Origin of the sequence: Caballeronia sp. dw_276, from assembly GCF_018449635.1 — a bacterium.
Lineage (GTDB): Bacteria > Pseudomonadota > Gammaproteobacteria > Burkholderiales > Burkholderiaceae > Caballeronia.
Map to the genome: position 1 here is coordinate 1 of NZ_JAAVUV010000022.1, position 24373 is coordinate 24373.

The 24373-nt window shown below is 60.5% G+C and carries 13 protein-coding genes; 7 read left to right on the forward strand and 6 right to left on the reverse strand.

Annotation, left to right across the window (positions count from 1 at the left end; genetic code table 11):
- Positions 1–7994 (reverse strand): non-ribosomal peptide synthetase (locus HB633_RS29820; RefSeq protein WP_213781725.1); only part of this gene is annotated, 7994 nt, incomplete at its 3' end.
- 425 nt (positions 7995–8419) lie between these two features.
- Between HB633_RS29820 and HB633_RS29825 the strand changes: the two genes are divergently transcribed.
- From HB633_RS29825 to HB633_RS29845, 5 genes are all read left to right on the forward strand, one after another.
- The gene (locus tag HB633_RS29825) at positions 8420–8650 is read left to right on the forward strand and encodes an MbtH family NRPS accessory protein (RefSeq protein WP_213781726.1); all 231 of its coding nucleotides are present in this window, start codon (positions 8420–8422) and stop codon (positions 8648–8650) included.
- A gap of 667 nt (positions 8651–9317) precedes the next feature.
- A complete protein-coding gene (gene panD, locus HB633_RS29830; protein ID WP_213781727.1) occupies positions 9318–9713 on the forward strand; it encodes an aspartate 1-decarboxylase in 396 nt (131 codons plus the stop codon).
- Positions 9667–10767 carry an LLM class flavin-dependent oxidoreductase gene (locus HB633_RS29835; RefSeq protein ID WP_213781728.1) on the forward strand — a complete coding sequence of 367 codons (1101 nt, stop codon included), beginning with the start codon at positions 9667–9669 and terminating at the stop codon, positions 10765–10767. The genes panD and HB633_RS29835 overlap by 47 nt, the downstream gene beginning before the upstream one ends.
- Positions 10768–11386: 619 nt before the next feature.
- A complete protein-coding gene (locus tag HB633_RS29840) occupies positions 11387–12757 on the forward strand; it encodes a sigma-54 dependent transcriptional regulator (RefSeq protein WP_213781729.1) in 1371 nt (456 codons plus the stop codon).
- Between the two features lie 77 nt (positions 12758–12834).
- Entirely contained in the window at positions 12835–13557 is a 723-nt protein-coding gene (locus HB633_RS29845; RefSeq protein ID WP_213781730.1) for an amino acid racemase, read from the forward strand.
- Positions 13558–13584: 27 nt separating this feature from the next.
- Here HB633_RS29845 and HB633_RS29850 read toward each other — a convergent pair whose 3' ends face one another.
- From HB633_RS29850 to HB633_RS29865, 4 genes are read right to left on the reverse strand one after another with little or no spacing between them, the layout of a single operon-like run.
- The gene (locus HB633_RS29850; protein WP_213781731.1) at positions 13585–16605 is read right to left on the reverse strand and encodes an efflux RND transporter permease subunit; all 3021 of its coding nucleotides are present in this window, start codon (positions 16603–16605) and stop codon (positions 13585–13587) included.
- Entirely contained in the window at positions 16602–17765 is a 1164-nt protein-coding gene (locus tag HB633_RS29855) for an efflux RND transporter periplasmic adaptor subunit (RefSeq protein ID WP_213781732.1), read from the reverse strand. Before HB633_RS29855 ends, HB633_RS29850 begins: the two co-directional genes overlap by 4 nt.
- Complete coding sequence (locus HB633_RS29860) at positions 17762–19255, reverse strand: efflux transporter outer membrane subunit (RefSeq protein WP_213781733.1); 1494 nt, start codon at positions 19253–19255, stop codon at positions 17762–17764. The genes HB633_RS29855 and HB633_RS29860 overlap by 4 nt, the downstream gene beginning before the upstream one ends.
- A 32-nt stretch (positions 19256–19287) precedes the next feature.
- Complete coding sequence (locus tag HB633_RS29865) at positions 19288–20112, reverse strand: alpha/beta hydrolase (protein ID WP_213781734.1); 825 nt, start codon at positions 20110–20112, stop codon at positions 19288–19290.
- A gap of 514 nt (positions 20113–20626) precedes the next feature.
- Here HB633_RS29865 and HB633_RS29870 point away from each other — a divergent pair.
- Both HB633_RS29870 and HB633_RS29875 read left to right on the forward strand, forming a co-directional pair.
- A complete protein-coding gene (locus HB633_RS29870; protein WP_213781735.1) occupies positions 20627–21232 on the forward strand; it encodes an aminodeoxychorismate/anthranilate synthase component II in 606 nt (201 codons plus the stop codon).
- Positions 21202–22662 (forward strand): anthranilate synthase component I family protein, encoded by a 1461-nt coding sequence (locus HB633_RS29875; protein ID WP_213781736.1) that lies wholly within the window; start codon positions 21202–21204, stop codon positions 22660–22662. The genes HB633_RS29870 and HB633_RS29875 overlap by 31 nt, the downstream gene beginning before the upstream one ends.
- 86 nt (positions 22663–22748) lie before the next feature.
- Here HB633_RS29875 and HB633_RS29880 read toward each other — a convergent pair whose 3' ends face one another.
- Positions 22749–23558 carry a 4'-phosphopantetheinyl transferase superfamily protein gene (locus HB633_RS29880; protein ID WP_213781737.1) on the reverse strand — a complete coding sequence of 270 codons (810 nt, stop codon included), beginning with the start codon at positions 23556–23558 and terminating at the stop codon, positions 22749–22751.
- Between the last annotated feature and the right edge of the window lie 815 nt (positions 23559–24373).

Genomic DNA, 24373 nt, shown 5'->3' on the forward strand with positions numbered 1-24373 from the left:
GCCTCGATCTCGCCCGGCTCGATCCGGAAGCCCCGCACCTTCACCTGATGGTCAGCCCGGCCGAGATAGTCGATCTCGCCGTCCGCCAGATAGCGCGCCAGGTCTCCTGTGCGGTACATCCGGCTCCCCGGCTCGCCGAATGGATCGGGTACGAAGCGCTCCGCGCTCAGGTCCGCCCGGTTCAGGTAGCCGCGCGCCAACCCCACACCGCCGATATACAGTTCCCCGGCCACACCCACCGGCACCACGTTCTGCTGCGGGTCCAGGATCAGCGTCCGCATGTTCGCGATCGGCTTGCCGATCGGGACACCCGCCAGATCCGAGCCAGCATCGCAACGCCACCAGGTCGCATCGATCGACGCTTCTGTCGGACCGTACAGGTTGACCAGTTCGACTGCAGCGAAGCGGGCGAAGAACCGCTGCTGCAGCGATTTCGGCAAGGCCTGCCCGCTGCATATCACCCGCGTGAGCGTCGGCATGTCGCTTGCCGTGGCTTTCGTCAGGAACACCTCTAGCATCGGCGGCACAAAATGGATCGTGGTGACCGCCTCGCGCGCGATCACGTCGACGAGGTAGTCGACATCCTGATGCCCGCCCGGGCTGGCCATCACCAGCTTCGCTCCGTGCAACAGCGGCCAGAAGAACTCCCATACCGACACGTCGAAACTGAACGGCGTCTTCTGCAACACCACGTCCGAGGCATCCAGCGGCCAGACCGACTGCATCCAGTGCAGGCGGTTGACCACGCCCTCGTGCGCGAGCCCCACGCCCTTGGGCACGCCCGTCGAACCCGAGGTGTAGATCACGTAGGCCAGATGTTGCGGCAGGCATAGCGGCGGCGGATTGATGCTCGCATGCGCACGTAGCGCGGCTTCGTCATCGAGATTGACCGTGCGCCAGGCTTGCCCGGCCGCCGTCTTCGCCAGCCCCGCCAGCACATCATGGTGCGGCGAGTGCGTCAGCACCACTGCCGGGCGTGCGTCCGAGAGCATCGTCGCAAGGCGCTGCGCCGGATACGTCGCATCGAGCGGCACATAGGCGCCACCCGCCTTCAGAACCCCCAGCAAGGCCACCACCATCGCAACCGAACGCTTCATGCACAGCCCGACCAGCACGTCCGGGCCCACGCCCAGTTCGCGCAGGTGATGCGCGAGACGGTTCGCACGCATGTTCAGCTTGGCGTAGCTCAGTGTTTCGCGCTCGTCGGCCACCGCGATCGCGGCCGGCGTGCGGGCGACCTGTGCCTCGAACCGCGCGTGTACGGTTTGCCCGGCCGGATACGGCGCGGCCGTCGCGTTCCAGGTCACCGCAAGCTGTTCGCGCTCGTCATCCGCGAGCATCGACAGTTCGCCGACGCGCGCCTGCGGCTGTGCCACCACCGATTCCAGCAGCCTCGTGAAATGCCCCGCCATGCGCCCGATCGTCGCGTGATCGAACAGGTCCGTGTCGTACTCGAAGCTCGTCTGCAACGTGTCGTCTAGCTCGTCGACGTTCAACGTCAGGTCGAACTTCGACGTCGTCGCTTCCGCGTCGACCGGTTCGAGACGCAGACCCGGCAACGACATCTCACCGGCCGGTGCATTCTGCAATGCGAGCATCGCTTGGAACAACGGCGCATGGCCCAGACTGCGCTGCGGCTGCAGTTCCTCCACCAGCTTCTCGAACGGCACGTCCTGGTGCGCATAGGCACCGAGCGTCGTCTCGCGCGTGCGGGCCAGCAGCGCCATGAACGGTTCGTGCGCGGCGATCCGCTGACGCAACACCAGCGTGTTTACGAAAAAGCCGATCAGATCTTCCGTTTGCGCATGGCGGCGATTCGCGATCGGCGTGCCGATGCAGATGTCGTCCTGCGACGCGTAGCGCGAGAGCAGCACACCGAACGCCGCCGTCAGCGTCATGAACAGCGTGCCCCGTGCAGGCCGCGCGAGCGTTCGCAGGCCTGTCGTAGTCGCCGCATCGATATGAAACCGATGCAGCGCGCCGCGATGACGCTGCACCGCCGGACGCGGCCGGTCGGTCGGCAGCGTCAACAGGGCGGGGGCATCGGCGAGCCGCGTGCGCCAGTAGTCCAGTTGCTGCTCGAGTACCTCGCCGTTGAGCCACGTTCGCTGCCAGTGCGCATAATCGGCGTAATGAGCCGTCACGGGAGCGAGCGGCGACGGCTCGCCCTGCGCGAACGCTGCATACAGCGCCGCCACTTCGCGCACCAGCACGCCCATCGACCAGCCGTCCGAGACGATGTGATGCACGGCCAGTCCCACCACGTACTCGTCGCCGGCGAGCTGGATCAGCACGGTACGGATCAAGGCCCCCGCCGACAAGACGAATGGAGCGTAGGCATGCCGCGCGAGTTCAGCGGACAGGCGCTCATCGCGCGCGACCCCGGACCATGCCGTGAGATCGATCAGCGGCAATTCGAGTGCACGCGCTTCCTCGATCCGCTGCACGGTCAGGCCGTCGCGCGTCACGAACGACGTGCGCAGGCTTTCGTGACGGCGCACGACGCCATTCAACGCCCGATGCAGCGCCGCGATGTCGAGCCGGCCTCGCAGCCTTACAGCGGCCGGGATGTGATAAAACGCATTGCCCGGCTCGAGCTGGTCTAGGAACCACAACCGCTGCTGGGCATACGAGAGCGGCAGCTCGAGGGCGCCGCGCGCGCGGTCCAGCGGCTCGATGGGCGGCAGCGCCGCCGTCGCGCCCGCTTGACGGAGCGCATCGATCCTGTCGCTCAGGTCGGCCAGCAACGGTGTATCGAACAACGCGCGCAGCGGCAGTTCAATGCCGAACTCGGCACGCAGCCGCGACATCACCTGGGTCGCCAGCAGCGAATGACCGCCCAGCGCGAAGAAATCATCGCGTGCACCGACACGGTCCGTGCCGAGCACCACCGCCCAGATTGCGGCCAGCCCCCGTTCGGTGTCCGTGCGCGGCTCGACAAAGGTGCGCTCATTCCGATGGGTCTCAGGTGCCGGAAGCGCGCCGCGATCAAGCTTGCCGTTCGGCGTCAGCGGCCAGCGCTCGAGCACAACGAAATACGAGGGCACCATGTAGTCCGGCAGCGTCCGTTGCAGATGCGTGCGCAGGCCGACCTTATCGAAGAGGCTCGGTTTGCCGGCCAGTTCACCGTCGGCCACGACATAGGCGACGAGCCGAAGATCGCCATCCGCGATATCCCGTGCCAGTACGACTGCTTCGCGCACAAGCTCATGTGCCGCGAGCGCTGCTTCGATCTCGCCCGGTTCGATACGGAATCCGCGAATCTTGACCTGATGGTCGACGCGCCCGACATACTCGAGATTGCCGTCTGGCCGATGCCGCGCAAGGTCGCCGGTGCGGTAAAGCCGGCTGCCCGGCTCGCCGAACGGGTTCGGTACGAACTTCTCCGCGCTCGCGTCTGCGCGGTTCATATAACCACGTGCAAGCCCCGCGCCGCCGACATGCAATTCACCAACCACGCCGAGCGGTACGGGCTCGCCTTGCCTGTCGAGGATCAGCGCCTGCACGTTGTCGATCGGCCGGCCGATCGGCACGTCGGCCTCGCCGTTGCGGTCCCACCGCGATACGTCGAAGGTGGTGGCGCAAATGGTCGTCTCGGTCGGCCCATAAGTATTGAGCAGCGTGACCCGCGCCGCGCCGGGAATGGCAGCCCACGCTTCGCAACGCTCGGGCAGCGCCTTCTCGCCGCCGATCACGACCAGCCGCACGCTGTCGGGCAGAGCGCGGTGTGCCGACCGTTCAGCGGTCCACTGATGCCATACCGCGGTCGGCAGGTTGACCACCGTCAACCGATAGCGTTCGATCAGCGCGTCGAGCGACTGCTCCTCGCCATACACACCACCCGCGCGGATCACGAGACACGCCCCCGCGCTCAGCGATGAGAAGATCTCCTCCGCCGAGGCGTCGAAATTCAGGGACGCGAATTGCAAGACACGGTCGCGCTCGCTGAGTGCCGTGGCGCGCCGATGCGCAAACACATAATTGACGACGCCTTGATGCGTGTTCAGCACGCCCTTCGGCGCGCCGGTGGAGCCCGAGGTATAAATCACGTAGGCCAGGTGACCCGGCCGCGTCATCGACGGCAGATTCTCCGGCGGCAGCGCAGCCAGCATCGCGTGATCGGTATCGAGGCACACCAGCGCATGGAGGCCCTGTGGCAGGCTGTCGCGCAGTGTCGACTGGGTCAGTACGACTGCGAGCGCCGCGTCCGCGACGAGATACGCCAACCGCTCGCGCGGATAGGCGGGATCGAGCGGCAGATAGGCGCCGCCGGCCTTCAACACAGCTAGCAGCGCGACGATCATGTCGACCGAGCGTTCGATACAGATCCCCACCTGCACGTCCGGGCCGACACCTAGCATACGCAGGTGATGGGCCAGACGATTGGCCCGCGCGTTGAGTCCGACGTAATCCAGCGAATCGCTGCCGCACACGACAGCCGGTGCACCCGGCGTGGCCGCGGCGCGCGCCTCGAACAGCGCCTGCAAGGTCTGGTCGTCCGGATAACACGTCGCGGTATCGTTCCATTGCCGCAGCACTTGCGCGTGCTCCGCCGGCGCCAGCATCGGCAGTTCGCCGATGCGCGCAGCGGGCTGCACGGCAAGCTCACCGAGCAGGCGAACGAAGTGCCCGGCCATCCGTTCGATCGTCGCTGAGTCGAAACGGCCGGCGTCGTATTCGAAACCGGCCTGCAAACTCCCGTCCACTTCCTCGACGGTCAGCGTCAGGTCGAAATGCGCGGCCGGATTCGGAATCTGCGCAACCTCGACCTGCAGCCCCGGCAAGGACAGCGCGTCACGACGACTGTTCTGCAGCACCAGCATGACCTGAAACAGCGACGCGAGCCCGGCCTGGTGATCGGCGCGCACGGCTTGCAAGACCTGCTCGAAAGGGACGTCCTGATGGGACAGTGCATCGAGCGTCGATTCGCGTACGCGAGCCATGTAGTCGCCTACGCGCTCGGTGTCGTCGACATGCACGCGCAACACAACCGTGTTGACAAAAAAACCGACCGAACGATGCGTGCTCGCCAGCCGACGGTTCGCGACGAAGGTGCCTATCGCTATATCGGACTGGGAAGCGTAGCGCGACAGCACGATGCCGAGCGCTGAGGCGAGCGTCACGAACAAGGTGTTGTGTCCACGCTGCCCGAGGTCATGCAAGGACCGCGTGGTCGGAACATCCACCTCGAACGCGTGGATGGCCGGGGTCAGCGTTACGGGCAGTGCCGAGGCCTGCATGCGTCGCACCGGCAGGTCGAGCGCCGGCGGCAGCGTTGCGAACCGCGCGCGCCAAAAGTCGAGCTGGTGTTGCAGACGCGTGCCCGTCAGCCACTGACGTTGCCATTGCGCGTAATCGGCATACTGCATGTCGGGCGCGGGCAGCGTCCGCACGGTGCCCTGCACGCCTGCGGCGTAGAGTGCGCCCAGTTCGTCGGCGAATACGCCCATCGACCACGCGTCCGTGACGGCATGATGCATCGCGATAACCAGCACATGCGCTGTCTCGCCCGTGCGCAGCAGAGCCGCGCGAAGCAGTGGCGCGTCCGACAGATCGAAACCACGCCGTACGGCATCTTCACAAACGGCGCTCACACGGGCGTCGCGTACCGACAAATCGGTGCCGCTCACATCCTCGACCAGCAGATCGAACGCCTGCGATGGTACGACGACCGGTATTGCCCTACCATCGACCTCGACGATGCGGGTCCGCAGCACCTCGTGCCTGACGACGATCTCGTTCAATGCTGCTCGTAGTGCATCGGTTTCGAGCACACCGGCGAGATCGACACGCGCCGCGATGTTATAAGTCCCGGCCGCCGGTTGCAGGTGTTCGAGGAACACCATGCGCTGCTGTTCGAACGACAACTCCGCTTGTGCAGAGGTGGGCGGCAAGGCCAGCTCGAACCCCTCACCCACGTGCTCTGTTCGGGACACTCCGTCAACCTCCTCGCGTGCGGCATCGATACGGCTCGCCAGAGCGCGGATGGTGGGCGCATCGAACAAATCGCGCAGGCCGACCGAGCTGCCGAGGCGTTCGTTCAGATTCGCGATCATCCGGGTGGCCAGGATCGACTGGCCGCCGAGTTCGAAGAAGCTTTGCTCGACCGAGAGCTCCGCCGTGCCGAGCACCTCGCTCCAGACCGATGCGATAGCGGCTTCGGTCCGCGTCGCCGGGGCGGCGTCGCCGACGGTCCTATCGCCGGCGTCGCCGCGCGTCGTCGCTTCGGCATACCAGGCCATCACGGCCGTCATCTCATTCGACAAGAACCGCCGCTTGCAAAGAAAACGCTGGATTTTGCCGCTCGACGTGCGTGGAATGGCTCCGCTCCTGACGAACACGATAGCCGCGATATCGAGGATGTCATGCTCATCCGCCACGGCCTCACGGATCCGGCCCACCTGCTCGGACAGATCGAGCCGCTGTCTGCGCAGCACCTCTTGCACGAGCACGAGTCGCGGCCCGCGCGCCGCATCGATCGAAAACGCCGCGCACCCGTTGATGCGGAAGTTGGCGTCGAGTCGCTCGACAGTCGATTCGATATCCTGCGGATAGACGTTCCGGCCGCCAAAGATCATCAGATCCTTCATGCGGCCCGTCACGTAGAGCTCCCCCGAACGCTGGAAGCCGAGATCCCCCGTGCGCAGATAGTGGGCGGGAGCACCCGCCTGATCCGCGATCGCGCCACGAAAGGTAGCCGCGGATTGCGCAGGGCTGTCCCAGTAGCCGAGCGCAACCGACGCGCCGCCGATCCAGATCTCGCCGGTCTCGCCCTCTGCGCAGCGGCGCGAACTGGCAGGATTGACGATCACGACCTCGCAATCTTGCACTGCTGCTGGCTTGCCCACCGAGATGCGTATCTCGTCGAACACTTCGTAGCCAGGCGCGTGCAAGTCATCGTCGCCGTCAGCCGGCGGCGTCGCTGGCGGCGGCTCGATCATGTGCGTCGTGCCCGCGGTTTGCGCCGTCACGAACAGCGTCGCTTCGGCGAGACCGTACACCGGCGTCAGCGCCGTGGGCGAGAAGCCGGCGCCCGCGAAGGCATCGGCAAAGCGCCGCAGGGACGATGCGCGGATCGGCTCCGCGCCATTCAGCGCAAAACGCAGGCCGGACAGGTCGAGCGATGCGCGCTCGGCCTCGCTCACCTTGTCGACGCAGACGTCGTAGGCGAAATTCGGCGCACTCGTGATGTAGGCACGATGCTCCGAGAGCGCACGCAACCATCGCAGCGGCTGCGCAAGAAACGCGGCGGGCGGAAGCTGGATGCAATGACAGCCGGCGAACACCGGCAGCAGGATCTTGCCGATCAGGCCCATGTCGTGATGCGGCGGCAACCACGACACAACCACGTGCCCGGGCCGCAGTTCGAACGTGTCCCGGATCGCGGCGACGTTCGCCGCAATGTTGCCGTGGCTGACCATCACACCCTTCGGCGTGCCCGTCGAGCCCGACGTATACTGCAGGAATGCCACATCACTCGCCGCGGCGGCCCGGGGCAGCCAATCGCCGGCATGGCCCATCAGCTCGTCCACCGCGAGCCAGTCGGCTCGCCGCAGCACACTGCCGGCATCGAGCTTGTTAAGCGCCGCAATGACCTCGGGCAACGCGAGCACGGCGCGTGGCTGGGCGTTTTTCGCAATGGCTTCCAGTCGACCGATACTTCGTGCGGTCGTCGGAGGCAGCGCCGGGACTGCGATCATGCCGGCATAAAGACAGCCAAAAAACGCGCAAATATACGGCAGTCCCGGCGGCAGAACGATGACAACCCGCTCCGCCGGTTCGTACCGATTGGCCAGATGACGGGCGATCGAACGTGCCGCTGAGTCCAGCGCTGCGTAACTTAGCGTTGAAGTAATCCCGTCGCCCGACTCCATGAAAGAGAAGGCGGTATGGCGCCCTTGCTTGCCCGCTCTGCTTCGCAATGTCTCGACAATGCCAGGTTGCTTTTGCTTCACTGTCTTTCGCAGTGTCCCGTCCTCAAGCTCAATCGTCATCGTTACCTTTATCAGCAGTGTCGAACCGGAACATGCGGCATCTGTCTCCATCGTCGCCGCATGGCGAAGGAAACATCTCAAGTTCCGTGCCAATCCAGCCTGATTCCGGTAATTCGCTAACGTATTGAATATGCGGGCGATCCACTCGTCACGTAGCGCCATGACGCTTGGCGATTCCGGCAATCCGCTAAAAGCTAAAAAGATGCGTGCGGAATCTCGCACCAGGCATTTCAGCCCCGCAAACGCCGGCTTGATTCATCTATCTGAAGGACAACACAAACCCCACGATGTCGTGCTAGCCTAATCGCGCGAAAGCACTTGAGACTCGAAGTCGCGTCAGGCGATACAGAGACATTCCTGATTGAAATCGTGAGAGAACGCATAGCGCGTCGTGTCTTGCGAATCTTTGAAAGTAAGGACTTTAAATGGAACGCGAGAATTTTTCGGAGCAAGAATACGTTGAGACCTATCACGTGGTGATTAACCACGAGGAGCAGTACTCGATATGGCCCACGTACAAGGCGCTGCCGAATGGCTGGACGGCAGTCGGTCAGACTGGCGACAAGGAAACCTGCCTGGCCTACATCAAGGAAGTCTGGACCGACATGCGTCCGCTCTCGTTGCGCAAGCAGATGGAAGACAACACGTCCGCGTGATGCACGCTCTGCATCGAAGGGCGATTGAAGATGAAAATTGAAGACAGTGGCGAAGCATTCACCGACGCTTACGCTCGTCGAAGATAGCGAACAGGGTCACCGGGGCTGTATGCTGGCGTTCGAACGAGATGCCATGAATGCAGCGCCGTTTTTAATGAGTGTGCGGATTCGGTTTCTACGCAATGCTTATGTGGACGGAAAATGTGACACCGACATCAGCGGTATCGCGTGGCCCAAGAATCGTGCAAAGCCAACAATCAAAAAAGCTGAAAACCATTAGACAATGTGCGCCTATATCTCCTAGGATGCGCGGTGTGCATTCAGCCAAAAGCGGGATCGACCGCTTGCAGAGATGCACCAGCCGGAATCGATTGCCCTTTCATCGCTAACCTCACTGACCCACTTACGCGGATCAATGATCGTCATGCATTCAGTATCGATCGAAACCCACGGTTCGTTTGCCGCTAATTCGCATGACTTGCTGTTTTTTCTTTTCGCGCCGGGGAAAGCGCTTCATGCGTCATCCACAATTACACGACAAGCTTCAGCTAGTTCGCGTGCCATGCGCTCCCTGCACAGCAGATGATAGTGCCGAGGCCGGTGTCGACCGTCCCCTGACGCAACCCATTCATTTAACTGCCCTTCGTTTGTCCTATAAGGTGGAATCATGCAACGCATCATGCTCAAGTCCAAGATTCACCGTGCTGCCGTCACGCATTGCGAGCTGCATTACGAAGGCTCGTGCGCCATCGACGAAGACCTGCTGGAGGCCGCCGGTCTCGTCGAGAACGAACAGATCGACATCTGGAACGTCAACAACGGCGAACGTCTGACCACCTACGCGATACGTGGCGAGCGTGGCAGCGGCATGATTTCGTTGAATGGGTCCGCAGCGCGACGCGCGCAACTCGGCGACCTCGTCATCATTGCCGCGTTCGCCCTCGTCGACGACGACGATGTTCGCGAAGGCCGCGCGAAACCCCGTCTCGTGTTTGTCGATGAGAACAATCGCATGAATGGAGAACGCGATCATGTGCCGACCCAGGAATGGTCGACACAGTAAGCACTCAAGGCACTCGAACATCAACGTCAACTGGAAAATGATGCCAGGTTACGACCGCTTGCCCCGTATATTTACGGTCATTCCGCGCACACCGGATGCACGCCGTTACAGTGAAGACCTGGATGCCCTGACGCATTGGAGCGATCGATCCGGTTGCGCGGGTGTGCTCCTGTTCACCGGCACTCACACCCCGATCGATCCGTGGGTGGCCGCGCAAAGGATCATTTCTCAAAGTCAATCGCTCGAACCCATCATCGCCGTGAACCCGGCGTTCATGCATCCATTAAGCGTTGCGCGGATGGTTTCGTCGATCGCGCAGATTTACGGCCGCAAGGTTCATCTGAACCTTATCGCGGGTACGTCACTGGGAGAACTCGAATCGATTGGCGACCGCAGCGGTCATGACAACCGTTACGGTCGCCTGAAGGAATACGCTGAGATCTTTTGTCTTTTGATGTCGAGTCAACGTCCGGTCAGCTTCGAGGGCAATCACTATAGCGTTGCCGATTTACAGCTGCTACCGGCGCTCCCCAAGGCGTTTTCGCCGGGACTGTTCATCGCGGGTCATTCGCGTCCAGCGTTGGAACTGGCCACCCGGGTCGGCGCGCAACGCATGTGCATGCTTCCACCGTCGGTCGATCAGCGTGCAGAGCCCGGTGCGGCGCTGCATTTCGGTGTGGTAGTCGCGGAAAGCTGGAATGAGGCTCGCGACACTGCGACCGCACTCTTTCCGATCGACGAAGACGGTCCGGAGATGGTCGCCGCATCGATGAGCAATACCGACGCCCTCTGGAAGCACAGTCTCCATCGTGAAGCGGAGAAACAGGCAGAAGCGGCGCTTATGGCACCCGGTGTCTGGCTTCAACCATACCGCATGGGTCAGGCGGACTGCCCATATCTGGTCGGTAGTCGATCCGACGTGGCAGAGATGCTGTTGAGACTGATCAGTGGTGGGAACTCGACATTCGTTATCGAGATCCCCCTGAATGCATCCATTTTACAAGAGCTCGCGAAAACTCTCGACATCGTCCGGAAGACGCTGGAAAACAAGTAGGTGCACGCAAGTGACATAGCATCTAGGCAATGACGACCGGATAAGAATTAGGATGGCACACCCGGTCAGAGTTGTACGTATTGAACTACTGCACAAGCGATCAGCGCGATCACTTGTGCATGTGCACAGTTTTTTCCAAGTCGTGATACGCTGCTGAAAGTTTGGCTCGACCAGCGTATAAACGCAGTATCTCTTCTAGTTAGTCTCGTAGCAAACCCTAGTATCGAGTGTAAGGAGAAAAGTTTCGATGGCTGACAAATAGCTTTCGTTAGGTGTTTATGAGGAATACCTTTTTTGTAAAGATAAGACGAGGCGACCACGGCACTTGACGAGGTGCTGCAAGTGTGACGATCTCCCGTATTCACAGCAGTCATTGCAGCATACATGACATCGAATTGAGACAGCGGCGGCGTGTCATGGGCCTCTCTGAGATAGCGAGATGTGCTGAATGAAATGCTTCCGCATTCAGTCAAACGGTGATTAGAAACCCGCTTTAAGATTTCAAAAATTCGCTTTAAATGTCTACTTTCCACGCGACGCGGTTATCCTAAAGCGCAGTTTTGATATTTATAGAAATTTTTGTTTTGATCATTTAAAGATAACTGGCAGAAATCAAGCTTTGACAATTGACTCCTTAACAGTTCTGTTCGTCGAAGACGACGATGACGTTCGAAAGGGTAGCGTCCAAGCTTTCGAACTAAATGGCCTGAAGGTCCAGCCGTTCAGTCGCGCAGAAAGCGTACTGCCTCGAATCACGTTCGGATTCCCCGGGATCGTGGTCACAGATTTGCGCCTTCCCGGCATGGATGGCATCAGCTTGCTCAAACAGATCAAGCAGATCGATGAAACGATTCCCGTCATCGTGATCACAGGACACGGCGATATCTCGATCGCGGTCGACACGATGCGACAGGGTGCCTACGATTTCATCGCGAAGCCGTTCTCATCGGACTATCTGATCGAAGTGACGCGACGCGCGCTCGAAAAGCGCTACCTGACGCTCGAGCTGGCCACATTAAAGAATGCGCTTAAGCACCGCGACCAGATCGAGTCGCGCATTCTCGGCCAGTCGCGGGCGATCGTCGATTTGCGAAGGATGATCCTAGAACTCGCAGACACGGATGCGAGCGTCCTGATCCTCGGAGACACAGGAACCGGAAAGGAACTCGTCGCACGTTCACTACACGATTTCGGCCTTCGGAAGTCGAACAATTTTGCCGCGATCAACTGCGCAGGCATTCCGGAAATGCTGTTCGAAAGTGAAGTGCTGGGACACGAGGCTGGGTCGTTCACTGGTGCTATCAAGCGTCGCATCGGCAAGATCGAATACGCGAAAAACGGTACCTTGTTTCTTGACGAAGTCGAAACCATGCAGCGCTCGCTGCAGGCAAAACTGCTGAGAATTCTTCAGGAGCGCTCCTTCGAACGGGTGGGTTCCAACGAAGCCATTCCAATGGAATGTAGGATCATCGCAGGCACCAAAAGCAATCTTTTAGAACTCTCGCAGGACGGCGATTTCCGAGATGATCTCTACTACAGGCTCGGTGTCGTCACACTCGAAATTCCGCCTCTGCGCGACCGGCGGGAAGACATTCCAGTGCTGTTCGAACATTTCGTTTTGCAGGCCGCATTGTCGTATAACCGCCCTGCGCCCGATGTTCCCCAGGCGTTGATCCGCGAATTGATGTCGCGACCATGGCTTGGGAATGTCCGCGAGCTTCGCAATTTCGCAGAACGATTTTCCCTCGGCATGCTCAATCGGGCAGATGTCCCAAATGGCGAGCAAAGTATTCGCGAAGAGTTGTCGCTGGAAGCGCAGTTGAATGGATTCGAGCGCTACCTTATCGAATATGCTCTTCGGACCTGTATGGGGCGCGCGTCGCTCGCCAGCGAACAGCTCAGTATTCCAAAGAAGACGCTCTACGACAAAATGCGTCGTCTCGGCATCGACACGAATGAGTTCAAGATTGCTTCGCCAGAGAAGCAATGACGTAAGAACCCCCTCTCGTCCGCTTGCTTGTCCATGCATGGCCCATCTTGTGCCCTATCATCCCGGAGACCCGTGTCATGACCTACGCGAATTCGCTTGCCCGTGAACGGCTTGGCTTGCTTGGCGGCATGGGTAGCGAAGCCGCAGCCCATTTTCTTCGTGTGCTCGCCCAGCGCACGCCAGCACGCACCGATCAGGACCACCTTCCCTTTCTGATGTTGTCGTGCCCCGACATCGCCGACCGCTCGGCCGCGATTCTTGCGCTCGATCTGAGCGTGCGCGACGAGATTCTCCGCAATCTGACCGCGCTCGAACGGGCTGGCTGCGCGGCGCTGGCGATTCCCTGCAATACCGCGCATTACTGGCGCGCCTACTTCGCCGCGCACCTGACGGTGCCATTTATCGACATTGTTGAAGCCACTACGGCGCAGATCGTCAAAAGGCGCGACCGAAGCGTAGTGATTCTCGGGACACGCGCGACGATCGAGGGGCGTCTGTATGCCGATCCGCTTCTCAAACACGGTGTCGACGTCCTGCAGCCCGAGCCGGGCGTGGTCGCGCAGATCGAAGAAATGATCGCCCTAGTCAAGGCCGGCGATCGCGACCCCGCGACACGCGGCCTACAGCGCGTATTGCAAGTTCTGCAGAAGCGAGGGCTGGACGCAATCGTGCTGGCCTGCACCGAACTATCGATGATTGCGCCGTCGCCCACACATCGGTCCATTGTCGATCCCGACGTGTGCCTTGCCGACGCCTGCGTAACGTGGTGGCACGCCCACTGTGCGCAGGCGACGATCTGACCGGCGGCGCCTGCAGTGCACTGAACGCTACGCCTCGGCTTCCTCCGGCTTCGCGATACGCGCGCGTGCACGCGTCGCGACTTGCGCCAGCATCAGATAGACGAGCGGAACGAGCAGCAGGCTCAACACGGTCGAGGTCAACAACCCGCAAGCGACCGTCAGTCCCAACTGTGCACGTAAGCTGTCGGCATCCAGATTGAGCGCGAGCGGCAGCATACCCCCCAGCATTGCGCACGATGTCATGATCACCGGCCGCACCCGATATCGGCATGCCAGCAGAATCGCACGCGCATGCGAGATGTGACGACGGCGAACGGCGGCCACCGCGTATTCGACCAACAGAATCGAGTTTTTCGCGACAAGGCCCAGCAGTGTCATCAGGCCGATCACCGCAGGCAGCGAAAGAGGATAGCCCACCAGATAGAGCCCGCCGAGCGATCCGCCGAGCGATAGCGGTAGAGCTACCAGTATGGTGAACGGCTGGAACAGGTCGTTGAACAGCACGACGAGCATCAGATAGATGAATGCAACGCCGACGATCATCGCGCCAAAGAAGCTCCCGAACAGCTGCCCCATGAATTCCGCATCGCCCGAAGGCTGCTGCCGGATCCCCGCCGGTAACGTCCGAATAGCCGCAAGCGTGTCGAGAATGCCCGCGACCTGCCCCAGCGTCCGCGTTTCGAGCGGGATATATAGGGTGATGTTGCGCTGGCGGTCGTAGCGGTTGATCGATGCCGGCTCGCCCTGACGGCTGAGTGACGCAACCAGCCCGAGCGGCACGCTGCCGCTCGCCGAGGTCACCGGCAGTTGTTCCAGGGCCGACAGGGCGTACTCCCGCGGTAACGCGACGGTCGTCCGGACACGTAGCTGACGCAACGGCAGTTGCAAATATGGCAACTGGTCCTCAGGCATATCGCCCGTCACGATTCGCAGCGCCTGGTTGATCGAATCCGCACTGACCCCGAGTACCGAGCTGCGTAGCAGGTCGGGCTTCGCCACCCACTCCGTGAGCTGCGACGATTCCGACGATGCGATGCCGTACAGGCCCGCACGCTCCGCCTCGCTCACCACCTGCTTTGCGGTCGCTTCCAGCAATGCGGGATCGTTGCCCGTCAGCACGAGGCGATAGTTCTCGCCACCTTCGCCGTCCACCACGAAGCGCGCACCCGAAACACCGGCGAGCCTCGCGCGAATCGTCGCTGCGACCTGCGTCTGGCTCCGAGGCCGCTCACCCGTCGGAACCAGGGCGAACGTGATTGCTCCATATGGCGAGGTCGGTGTTCCAACTGTCAGGAATGTCGATGCAATCTCCGGGATGCCGGCCGCCACGCCGGCGCCCTTCAACATCACAGCCGTCATATCGGTCACCGGCCGGCCGTTCGCGAACGAGGCGCTTGCAACGATGCTGCCACTGTCTTGCGGCGGCAAGAAGGAACGCGGCAACGAGAGAAACAGTCCTGTCGTCACGCTGAGCAATCCGAGACAGACAACGCCGATCCACACGCCATGCCGCATGCACCATGAGACCGCGCGCAGATACCGCCTCGGCAAACGTTGGACACGGTGAGGCAAGTCGGGCTTTTTGAGCAGACCCAGCGCCAGCACTGGAACCAGCAACCGTGCAACGAGCAGCGACGACAGGACGGCAACTGACGCTGTCCAGCCGAATTGCCAGAAATAGCGACCCGTCACGCCGCCCAGGAAGGCGGTGGGTAAAAAAATCGCCACGACAGCGAGTGAAGTTGCCAGCACAGTCAGGGCGATTTCACTGACCGCATCGGCGATCGCCTGATAACGGCCGACGTCCCGCCGCAGATGTCGCGAGATGTTTTCGACCTCGACGATGGCGTCGTCGATCAGCACGCCGATCACAAGTGTCAGCGCCAGCAACGTCACGGTATTGAGCGAATATCCCGACCACTGCATCACGATGAACGTCGGCAACGCCGAGAGCGGAAGCGCGAGGGCCGCGATCAACGTAGCCCGCAGATCGCGCAGGAACAGTCCGACAACCACCACGGCGAGCAGACAGCCGGTATAGAGAACATTCATTGAATGTCGATAGGTCGCGGCGATTTCTTCGACCTGATTGCTCACCTCCCGAACATGAACGGTCAGCCCGGTGCGGTTGAGTTCATCGACGGTCGAGCGCACTTTCGCGGCGAGCGTGACCTCGTCGGCACTCGCCGACGAGTACACGTTGAGCGCGACGACAGGCTTACCGTTGAAATACGCCGGATGGCTGTCTCGCGACGTGGTGTCGTCGACCGTCGCAATGTCGCCGAGCCTGACGAGCCCCGTCGAACTACGAATACCGGTTCGCGCCAGCGCAACAGCTCCGCCAGAGGCACCTTGCACACCGATCGCCTCGAACTGGCCGCCGATCTCCGCGAGGCCCGCCGACGCACCCGGAAGCGCGGCGCGCAATTGCCTCGCAACATCGTCGGGGGGCAGATGAAGCGCCGCGAGGCGCGAGGGATCGAGCGCGACCTGCACTTCGCGCTCGGCGCTGCCTTGCCGCGTTACCCGGTCGACGCCGGGTATCGCGGCCAGCGCGCGACTCACTGCGGTGTCGGCCAGCGACGTCGCATCGACAGAATCTAGCGATGCGGAAGGTTCGACGACGTAGGTCAGCAGCAGCCGCGCTGTGGTATCGAGCCGGACAACCGGCTCGGACGCGCCCGGTGGCAGCGTCGCGCGCAGGCGGTTCATCAGGTCGCGCACGTCCGTCAACGCTTCGCGCGCCGGACGGCTCAATGCAAAACTCGCATGGATTTCAGCGGAACCGGCACGCACGCGAGAATAAACGTGTTCGCAGGATTCGAGCGAAGCAAGGCCGTCTTCGATCTTCGTCACCGCACCGCCTTCGATCTGCGAAGGTGTCGCTCCCGGCAACGACAGCACGATAACCACGTCCGGCTGATCGACGGGCGGCATGTCCGCGACCTTCAACTGTGTGAACGCGCGTAGCCCGAGGATCGCGAGGATCGTGAAGAGGATCAGCGGAATCAGAGGCCGCCGCAACGGCGCAGTCGACAGATTGATCATTGCGCGCTGACCGCAGAGGCCGGCCGGGCGACCGTCTGTTTGCTGGCGGTTGCGTCGCTGGACGCAGGCCGGACAAGCGCTTCGTCGCGCAACGTCGCGGCCTGCGCGAGGACGGCGCGATCCACAACGCCGAGACCGGAGAGGATTTCGATGTTATCTCGCCGCAGGCGTCCCGTCGTGACCTTCACGCGATGAACACGGTCATGGCCGTCGACTACCATCACATACTGGAAACCGTCCCGCGCGAAGACGGCGGATCGATCGATGGACAAGGCCGGCGACATGCCGAGCCGCACCTGTGCGGAGACATACGTACCGGGAAGCCAACGGCATTCGTGACGCGTCTGGAGATACAGCTGCGCACTGAAGCGGTTCGGCGATGCGCTCGGCGCAACCGCGCGCACGCGCGCCGCGACCTCCCCCAGACCTGCCGTGTAGATAGTCACACTCGCCCCTTGCGGCAGACGCGACAGCAGTTCGGTATCGACGTTGGCGACGACCTCGCAGTCCGTGCGGCTCACGATCCTGAACAGTTCCTCACCCGAGGCCGGAACGTGGCCGGGCATCGCCGAGCGCTTGCTCACGACACCATTGATCGGCGCACGAATGACGGCATCGCCACCCTGCATCTGACTCGATGCGAGTTGCAGCTTCGCGACCGCGAGCCGCGCTTCACTGACCACCAGCTCGGTGTGGTAGCGCAGGATGTCCTGTTCACTGATCGCACCCGTGGTGGCCAGTTCCCGCGATCGCGCCAGCGTGAGGCGGCTCGCATCCAGGTTCGCGCCCGCTTCGGCCAGCATTGCGCGACGTTGTTCGATCTCGTTTGCAACGAAGCGTTTGTCGAGCCGCATCAGCACCTGTCCTTCCCGTACCGTGTCGCCTACATCGGCTTCGACGGACAACAGCGGCGCATCGTGCGACAGGGCCGAGACCGCGACTTCCCGGCTCGCCCGAACCTCGCCCTGCACCGCAATCTCAACCGGCCACTCTTCCACCAGAGGGTGAGCAACCGTCACCGCGACGGCCGGGCCCGCATCGGTTGCATCTGGTGACGCATGCCGTCCGCAGGCGCTCAACAGCCCCAGCGAAAGCAGGACGAAAAAGCCTCTTCCTATACGTGCGCGACACACGCACGAGCCTCGCATGATGAATTTCAACGGATACCGCCTCCAACCGTCTGTGCTTGCATCGAAGTCGGTGCGGGCCAGCCGCCCCCCAACGCCGCATAAAGAGATATCCAGGCATGCGCGCTGCCTGATTCGGCAGCGATGGCATCCTGCTGGCTGCCGACGAGTCTCTGTCTTGCACTCTCGAGATCGATCAGGCTCAGTGCGCCCGCGTCGTGGCTCATTTCGCTTGCGCGGAAATATCCCGTGTAATTCGCCACCGCCAGCTGCGCCGCGGCAACCCGCTGGGCAGAAGCCTGCGTCAACGCGAGCGCATTTTCAATTTCACGCGTTGCCAGCCGCACCTGTTGCGTGTAGGTTGCCAGCGCCTCCTCATACTGTGCCCGCGCTGCCGACACACGTGCCGCGCCCGCGCCTGCGTCGAAGAGAGGAAGCACGAGCGAGCCACCCAGGGTCCAAGGTGAAAGACTCAATACCTGCCCGAGCGCGTAGTAGTCGGTTTGGGACAGCGAGCCAGTGGCGCTCACGCTGGGGAAGCGCTGCGCAATCGCGACCCCGATTTTCGCGCTCGTAGCCGCGAGCGTCCGCTCCGCCGCGCGCACGTCAGGACGCTGCGCGACGAGAGCCGCCGTTACGGTGACAGGCGCACGCGTCGGGTCGATCGTGGGTACCCGGCCCGCTCCCGCCGTGAGCAGCGTCTGCAGGCGCTTGCGATCGAAACCCGTCAGATAGACGATCTGGTCGAACACGGTCGAGCATTGGGCGTGCTTCGTGACAAGCTGCTCTCGACTGCTCGCGACGTTGCCCGCCGCAAATTGCGCATCGAGCGGCGCGGCAAAACCCGATTTCGCTTTCAATGCAACCAGATGCCCTATGTTTTTGCTTGTCTGAAGGCCTTGCGACAGATAGACGGTCATGCTCTCGCATTCCCGGTAGTCGACATAGGCTTTCGCAACGTCCGCGGCGAGTACGATGCGGGCTTCTTCGAATAGCGCCTGTTGCGACGCAAGCTGCGCATCGCCTGCCTGCACGCCGCGCCGAATGGCACCGAACAGATCGAGTTCCCACGATGCGTTCAGTCCATAAGACGTGCGATTGGCTTCCCCGCGGGTTTCCTGCCCCACGTCGGAAATGCTGGGGCTCTCATCGACAAATTCATCGAAATTCGACCGGCTTCCCGCAAGCTGTCCGTTCAGCGCCGGAAAGAGACCGCTATTCTTTTGCTCGACCGCCGCGCCTGCGCCTTTGACCCGCGCGAGCGCGATCGCCAGCGTGGGACTCGACCGCTCCGCCGCTTCAATCAGATCGACCATATCGCCGTCATCGAACTGCTTCCACCAGCCGACGAGCTGATCGCCTTGGTCGCCCGTCGTTCCCGTCGACGTCCATTCGGACGGCAGGTTCATCGTGCCGATATCGGGTGGACGATAATCCGGGCCGAGCATGCAGCCCGACAGCGCGGCGACGATCATCGCGCCCAGCCAGACGCCGGCCGGCCGTCGCACGCGGGAAAAGCGCATGGTCGCTTCTGCAACTCTACACCTGCGGGTCGTCATGCGAAAAAGCGAAGGATTGCCTCGCGTAGCTTCACGGCGTTGTCGAGATGGATCGAATGACCTGCCATTGGAATCGTCTCAAGCGTGACGTCGCCACCCGTCAGTTCCAGCATGCGCTTCGCTACCGCCGCAGATAACACTGACGACGCGACGCCACGGATGATCGCGGTTCGCGTGCGTAACGCGGCAAGTGATTGCCACGTCCAGGCGTTGTCATCGAGGCGCTCGTCCGACGTCGCAGATGGCCCGGAATCCGCGATCACGGCGGGATCATGCTTCAACTCGAACCCGCCATTCGCGGCTCGACGCATCATGGTTGCCGCTATCCGTTTGAGCAGGTCCGCTTCGCCAAGCGGATGACGTTCCCGCAATACGGTCGCGTAATCGTCCACGTCACCATAAATTCGGCACGCGTCGCGGATCGCTTTGCAGATATGATCGGCACTCGACGCGGCCGTGTCCGGCCCGTGGTCGACGATGATCATGCTGTGGATCTGCTCCGGATGCTTCGTTGCATAACGAATCGAAACCGCGCCACCGAGCGAGTGTCCTACCAGTGAAACGCGGTCCAGTCCGAGCACATCGAGCAAAGCCTCGACGTCCGCAACATAGCTAGCGATACGGTAGTCCTGCCTGACTGACCAGTCGGATTCACCGTGGCCGCGCAGATCGATTCCGAGAACCCGGAAACGATCGCAAAGAAACGGTGCGATGCCAAGCCAAACGCTCGCTGCGTCGCCCATTCCATGAAGAAAGACGATGGGCGGCCGGCTTCGACGCACAGGCTCCTGCTCATGCCACTCCGTCACTCCGAGTGTCATGCCGCCCGGAAGCGGCACCCGGGTTTGCGTGGTCGTTATAGCGCTATCTTTGTCGCGAAGTATGGAATGTGTAGCCAAAAACATGATTCCGGTAGTGTTCCGATCTTTTCACAACGATGCTTGAGAGTGCGTCGCTATCGAAAGCGAGTGCGCCCGGTTCGACCATGGACCAGGAATGGGTTGATGAAATTGCAAACACCGTGCCAGCGGGACGACCTTCTGACGAGCGATCACACCGGGAGCGCGACCCTATCGCAGCGCAATTCTGGACGAAAAATGGCTCATTGCAATGCTTAAGTGGACGGAAAAAGTGTCGGCCGTTTCGCGCAAAAAACTTGATGTCGGATTCAATACTCGCGACTTGAAAACCGAAACTATTAGACAATCCGCTGCGTGTTCATCTAGCATTCACCTGGTTACCTATAGCCAACGAATTTGACAGCACGCGAATGCATCACAACGGGCTCATCGAAGTTGGGCCCCGCCCCTCGACTTGATACCTGACACGAATCCCATGAACATCGTGTTGATCGACAACTACGATTCCTTCACGTACAACCTGCACGACCTCCTGTTCCGGGTTGGCGGAAAAACGCCGCAGGTTGTATGCAACGACGCAACAACGTTCGATGCACTCGACGAACAGCCTATTGATGCATTCGTGCTCTCGCCAGGACCTGGACACCCGGCACATGCACGCGATTTCGGTATCTGCGCCGACGTCATCAAACGGACACGCGTACCCGTCCTCGGCATTTGTCTCGGACATCAGGGACTCGCTCTCTCGTTTGGCGGCTCGATCTCGCGCGCACCGATGCCCGCCCACGGTATCGTCGACCACGTAAGCCACGACAACGACGGCCTTTTCGCCGGCGTTCCCCAACGCGCCGCTGTCGTTCGCTATCATTCGTTGATCGTGGACAGCCCGCTACCCCTCGAACTTCGCCGGACCGCATGGACCGACGACGGTCTGATCATGGGAATCCAGCACGTATCGCGGCCATTGGCGGGGGTTCAGTTTCATCCGGAATCCATTTGTTCCACGTTTGGTGAAACGATCATCAGCAATTTTCTGGAGCTAGCCCAAAGATGGAATTCCGTTGTCTCGCTCGACGCATAGCGATAGCCGCAGACGCCTCTGATATTTTCCGCGCGTTGTTTGCGAATTCGAACCGCAGTTATTGGCTCGATTCGAAACGCGTCGATCCGTTCAAGGGGCGCTATTCGTTCATGGGCGACGACAGCGGCCCCCATTCGTTCGTGGTCAACCAGTGCGTGGGCGCACCGCCGAAATTCCACGGCCGCGTCATGCCTGTGCCGACCTACGCTGACGATATTTTTGATTACCTCGACGTGGCGTTACGTTCATGTACGCTGGTCGACGAGCCCGAGCTTCCGTTCGATTTTCGGGGTGGTTATGTCGGCTTTTTTGGCTACGAACTGATGGCGTTGACGGAGGGCATTCATGGCAAACGCTCCCCTTTCGCCGACGCCGAATTTCTGTTTTCCGACCGATTCGTCGCTATTGATCATGTGGATCAGCATGTCTACTTGGTCATGTTGAAAACACCAGGTGATGAAGAAAAATCATGGTTTGATACGGTAGAAGCGAAGCTACGCGGCATGCGTTCCATCGCGCCACCGTCCCGTGCCACATTGTTAAAGCCTGAAGCACTCGACCCTTACCTGCTCGACAGCCGCGCCGGATACCTTGACAAGATTGCGCGGTGCCAGGACGAAATCGCTGCCGGTGAATCGTATGAGATCTGTTTAACCAGCCGCGTCCGCGTCCCGATTGAGCAGAAAGATCTGCTCGATCCATTTGAGCTCTATCTGGTGTTGCGCGAGACCAATCCCGCACCATACTCCTGCTTCTTGCGCGGTTCCGACTCGAGCGTTCTGTGCAGTTCGCCTGAACGATTCCTGAAGATTGACCGCAATGGCATGGTCGAGGCGCGACCCATCAAGGGCACAACGCCCCGCGATGCGGACCCGACCAAGGACGAATACAATCGCAGCAGTCTCGCCAACGACACGCGATATTTCAGTGAAAACCTTATGATCGTCGACCTCTTGCGCAACGATCTGAGTCGCTCGTGCGAGCCTGGGTCCGTTACAGTACCTGAGTTGATGGTCACCGAATCGTATGCGACGGTGCACCAGTTAGTCTCGACGATCCGCGGAAAATTGCGCGACAGCGCACTTCGCTGCGTTGCTCATTGTTTTCCGGGCGGCTCCATGACGGGGGCACCCAAGCGCCGTACGCTCGAAATTTTGACGGATCTGGAAGACGCGCCGCGCGGCATCTATTCGGGTGCCATCGGCTACCTGTCGCTCAATTCGTCGGTCGATCTGAATATCGTAATCCGCACGATGGTCGTGACCGACAATCTCGTTGAAATCGGTGTGGGCGGTGCAATAACGTTTCTGTCGGATCCCGATGATGAATTCGAGGAGATGAGGTTAAAGGCTATTGCGCCATTTAGCGCGCTGCAGAGTCACCTTAGTCTTAATCTCGTTCGAACCCAGCAAGCCACGCTTCCAGACTAACGAAGATCTGCGCGTAGCCAAACCCTTGTCATCCGCTTGCACGGGCGCGCACTCGCGATGATACTTTGCATGCGCCATGGCAAGCATCAAGTCGCGCCGTCCTTTGTGGATACAAGGGTCAACACCCTGCCTTCGTCGACAACAAAGTAAGCTAGGATGATGCGCCCACGATCCCACCCCCCTCCCAGATTCTTTTCAAGCCGGAGGGTCATATATCCCGCTGTCCAGTTCACATTAATGACCGCCGATGTCAAAAACTCGGGAATGCAAAGTATCTCTGGATAAATGGCCTTGAACAATGCCTCTTTGGCTGAAAAGATAAGCGTCAGACGCAAGGACTTTATCGCATCGCGCCAGCAGAGGAGTGCAAGCTCTTCACGCGTTGCAACGGTCATCCATAGTTCCTCCGCTAACGCTGCCGACATAGCTGGCTCCATGTCCAGACCCAAACTGCCAAATTCGGCAGGCTGACATATAGCTGCTGCGCCATCCGCATCGTGCGTGATTGAACCCGCGAGACCTCCGGGAAATTGGGGCACACCACCAGATCCCGTCCTAATCTGATCCGTGAAATCAGGTAAAAAAAAGCGCACGGCTTCTCTGGCGCATAACCGTCCAAAAAAATATTCTTTGCGCCGTTTTATGACCGACAAAGATACACGCGGAGGCAAATCGACCCGATTCTGTTGGTACAAGACGTTATCGAATTCTGCCGGAAAATTTTCGATTGAGTAGAAAGAGGTTGAGGCAATTGGAAAAGGACTGACGCGATTTATGCGAAGACGGGCTTTGTAGATTTCAGGGAAAATATGTGTGTGCGTAAACTTCGACCGATCAAGTGGCGGCTGATCAATGGCGCCAATGCCGAATTTGCATGACATTAATACTTTCTCCATTCCAGATGTCACCTTTTGTTGCGTGTGGGCTTACGACGTTCTTTGGCAACCGAACAGGCATCCCATAACCTCGTCAATTGAAAACAAAACCACCTGCAAGACGCTTCTTTGTCCGGGACGTTGCTAATGATCGGTCAACTCGCAGTTCCAGCGAGTACTGGCTGCGCAAGGATGACATTGTCGATTTCTGTGCGCATCCGATTGACCGGCAACGGTACTGCTGCAAAATGAATGCAACGCGCCTACCTCCGCGCGTCATTACAAATCGTTATGCGTGGTTTCGCCGACGTCCCAGTTTAGCGGGTGTTGCACCGTTCGCAAACTGTCTACAGATAGTTGGTGTTCGACTTGCGGTTGCCTGTTGTCGGCAAGATGTATGCAGCCTTTGTAATTCAGGAATCTCTAAGTCTTGTCGATGTACGCCACCCTACTGAGCATTAAAGCCGACGATTTCCCCGTGTCTCAAATCGGATTGCTAGCGGGCGCTAGTGCGAGAAACAATATTGCACTGCTGTTATGCCGTCAGATAGTTACGCATCATGCAGAACATTCGAAGGCAACCACTTCATCAAAGTTATGGTCAAAAATGGGGGTCCAGATCGGTTTGCTAAGGTAAGACGCGCATCGGTCCGAAGCTCGATCGCTTGTCGAGCAGATCACTGGAACGTCCGATTTGACCTCTTCCCTACCTATAAGCGCGGGCAGACGCGTTGTCGAAGACTTTTGCTAAAGCGTCAATCTAATGTTGGCGAGTTCGGTGCGCTTGGTAGTAGGCGGCTCGGGCGATTGTCTGCGCTAGATGATGAAGTTCAGAA

Bases quoted from the DNA above. Each gene is read 5' to 3' on its own strand.
- HB633_RS29825 (WP_213781726.1), top strand. From the start codon at position 8,420: ATGGAACGCGAGAATTTTTCGGAGCAAGAATACGTTGAGACCTATCAC.
- panD (WP_213781727.1), top strand. From the start codon at position 9,318: ATGCAACGCATCATGCTCAAGTCCAAGATTCACCGTGCTGCCGTCACG.
- HB633_RS29835 (WP_213781728.1), top strand. From the start codon at position 9,667: ATGGAGAACGCGATCATGTGCCGACCCAGGAATGGTCGACACAGTAAG.
- HB633_RS29845 (WP_213781730.1), top strand. From the start codon at position 12,835: ATGACCTACGCGAATTCGCTTGCCCGTGAACGGCTTGGCTTGCTTGGC.
- HB633_RS29850 (WP_213781731.1), bottom strand. From the start codon at position 16,605: ATGATCAATCTGTCGACTGCGCCGTTGCGGCGGCCTCTGATTCCGCTG.
- HB633_RS29860 (WP_213781733.1), bottom strand. From the start codon at position 19,255: ATGCGCTTTTCCCGCGTGCGACGGCCGGCCGGCGTCTGGCTGGGCGCG.
- HB633_RS29865 (WP_213781734.1), bottom strand. From the start codon at position 20,112: ATGACACTCGGAGTGACGGAGTGGCATGAGCAGGAGCCTGTGCGTCGA.
- HB633_RS29870 (WP_213781735.1), top strand. From the start codon at position 20,627: ATGAACATCGTGTTGATCGACAACTACGATTCCTTCACGTACAACCTG.
- HB633_RS29875 (WP_213781736.1), top strand. From the start codon at position 21,202: ATGGAATTCCGTTGTCTCGCTCGACGCATAGCGATAGCCGCAGACGCC.
- HB633_RS29880 (WP_213781737.1), bottom strand. From the start codon at position 23,558: ATGGAGAAAGTATTAATGTCATGCAAATTCGGCATTGGCGCCATTGAT.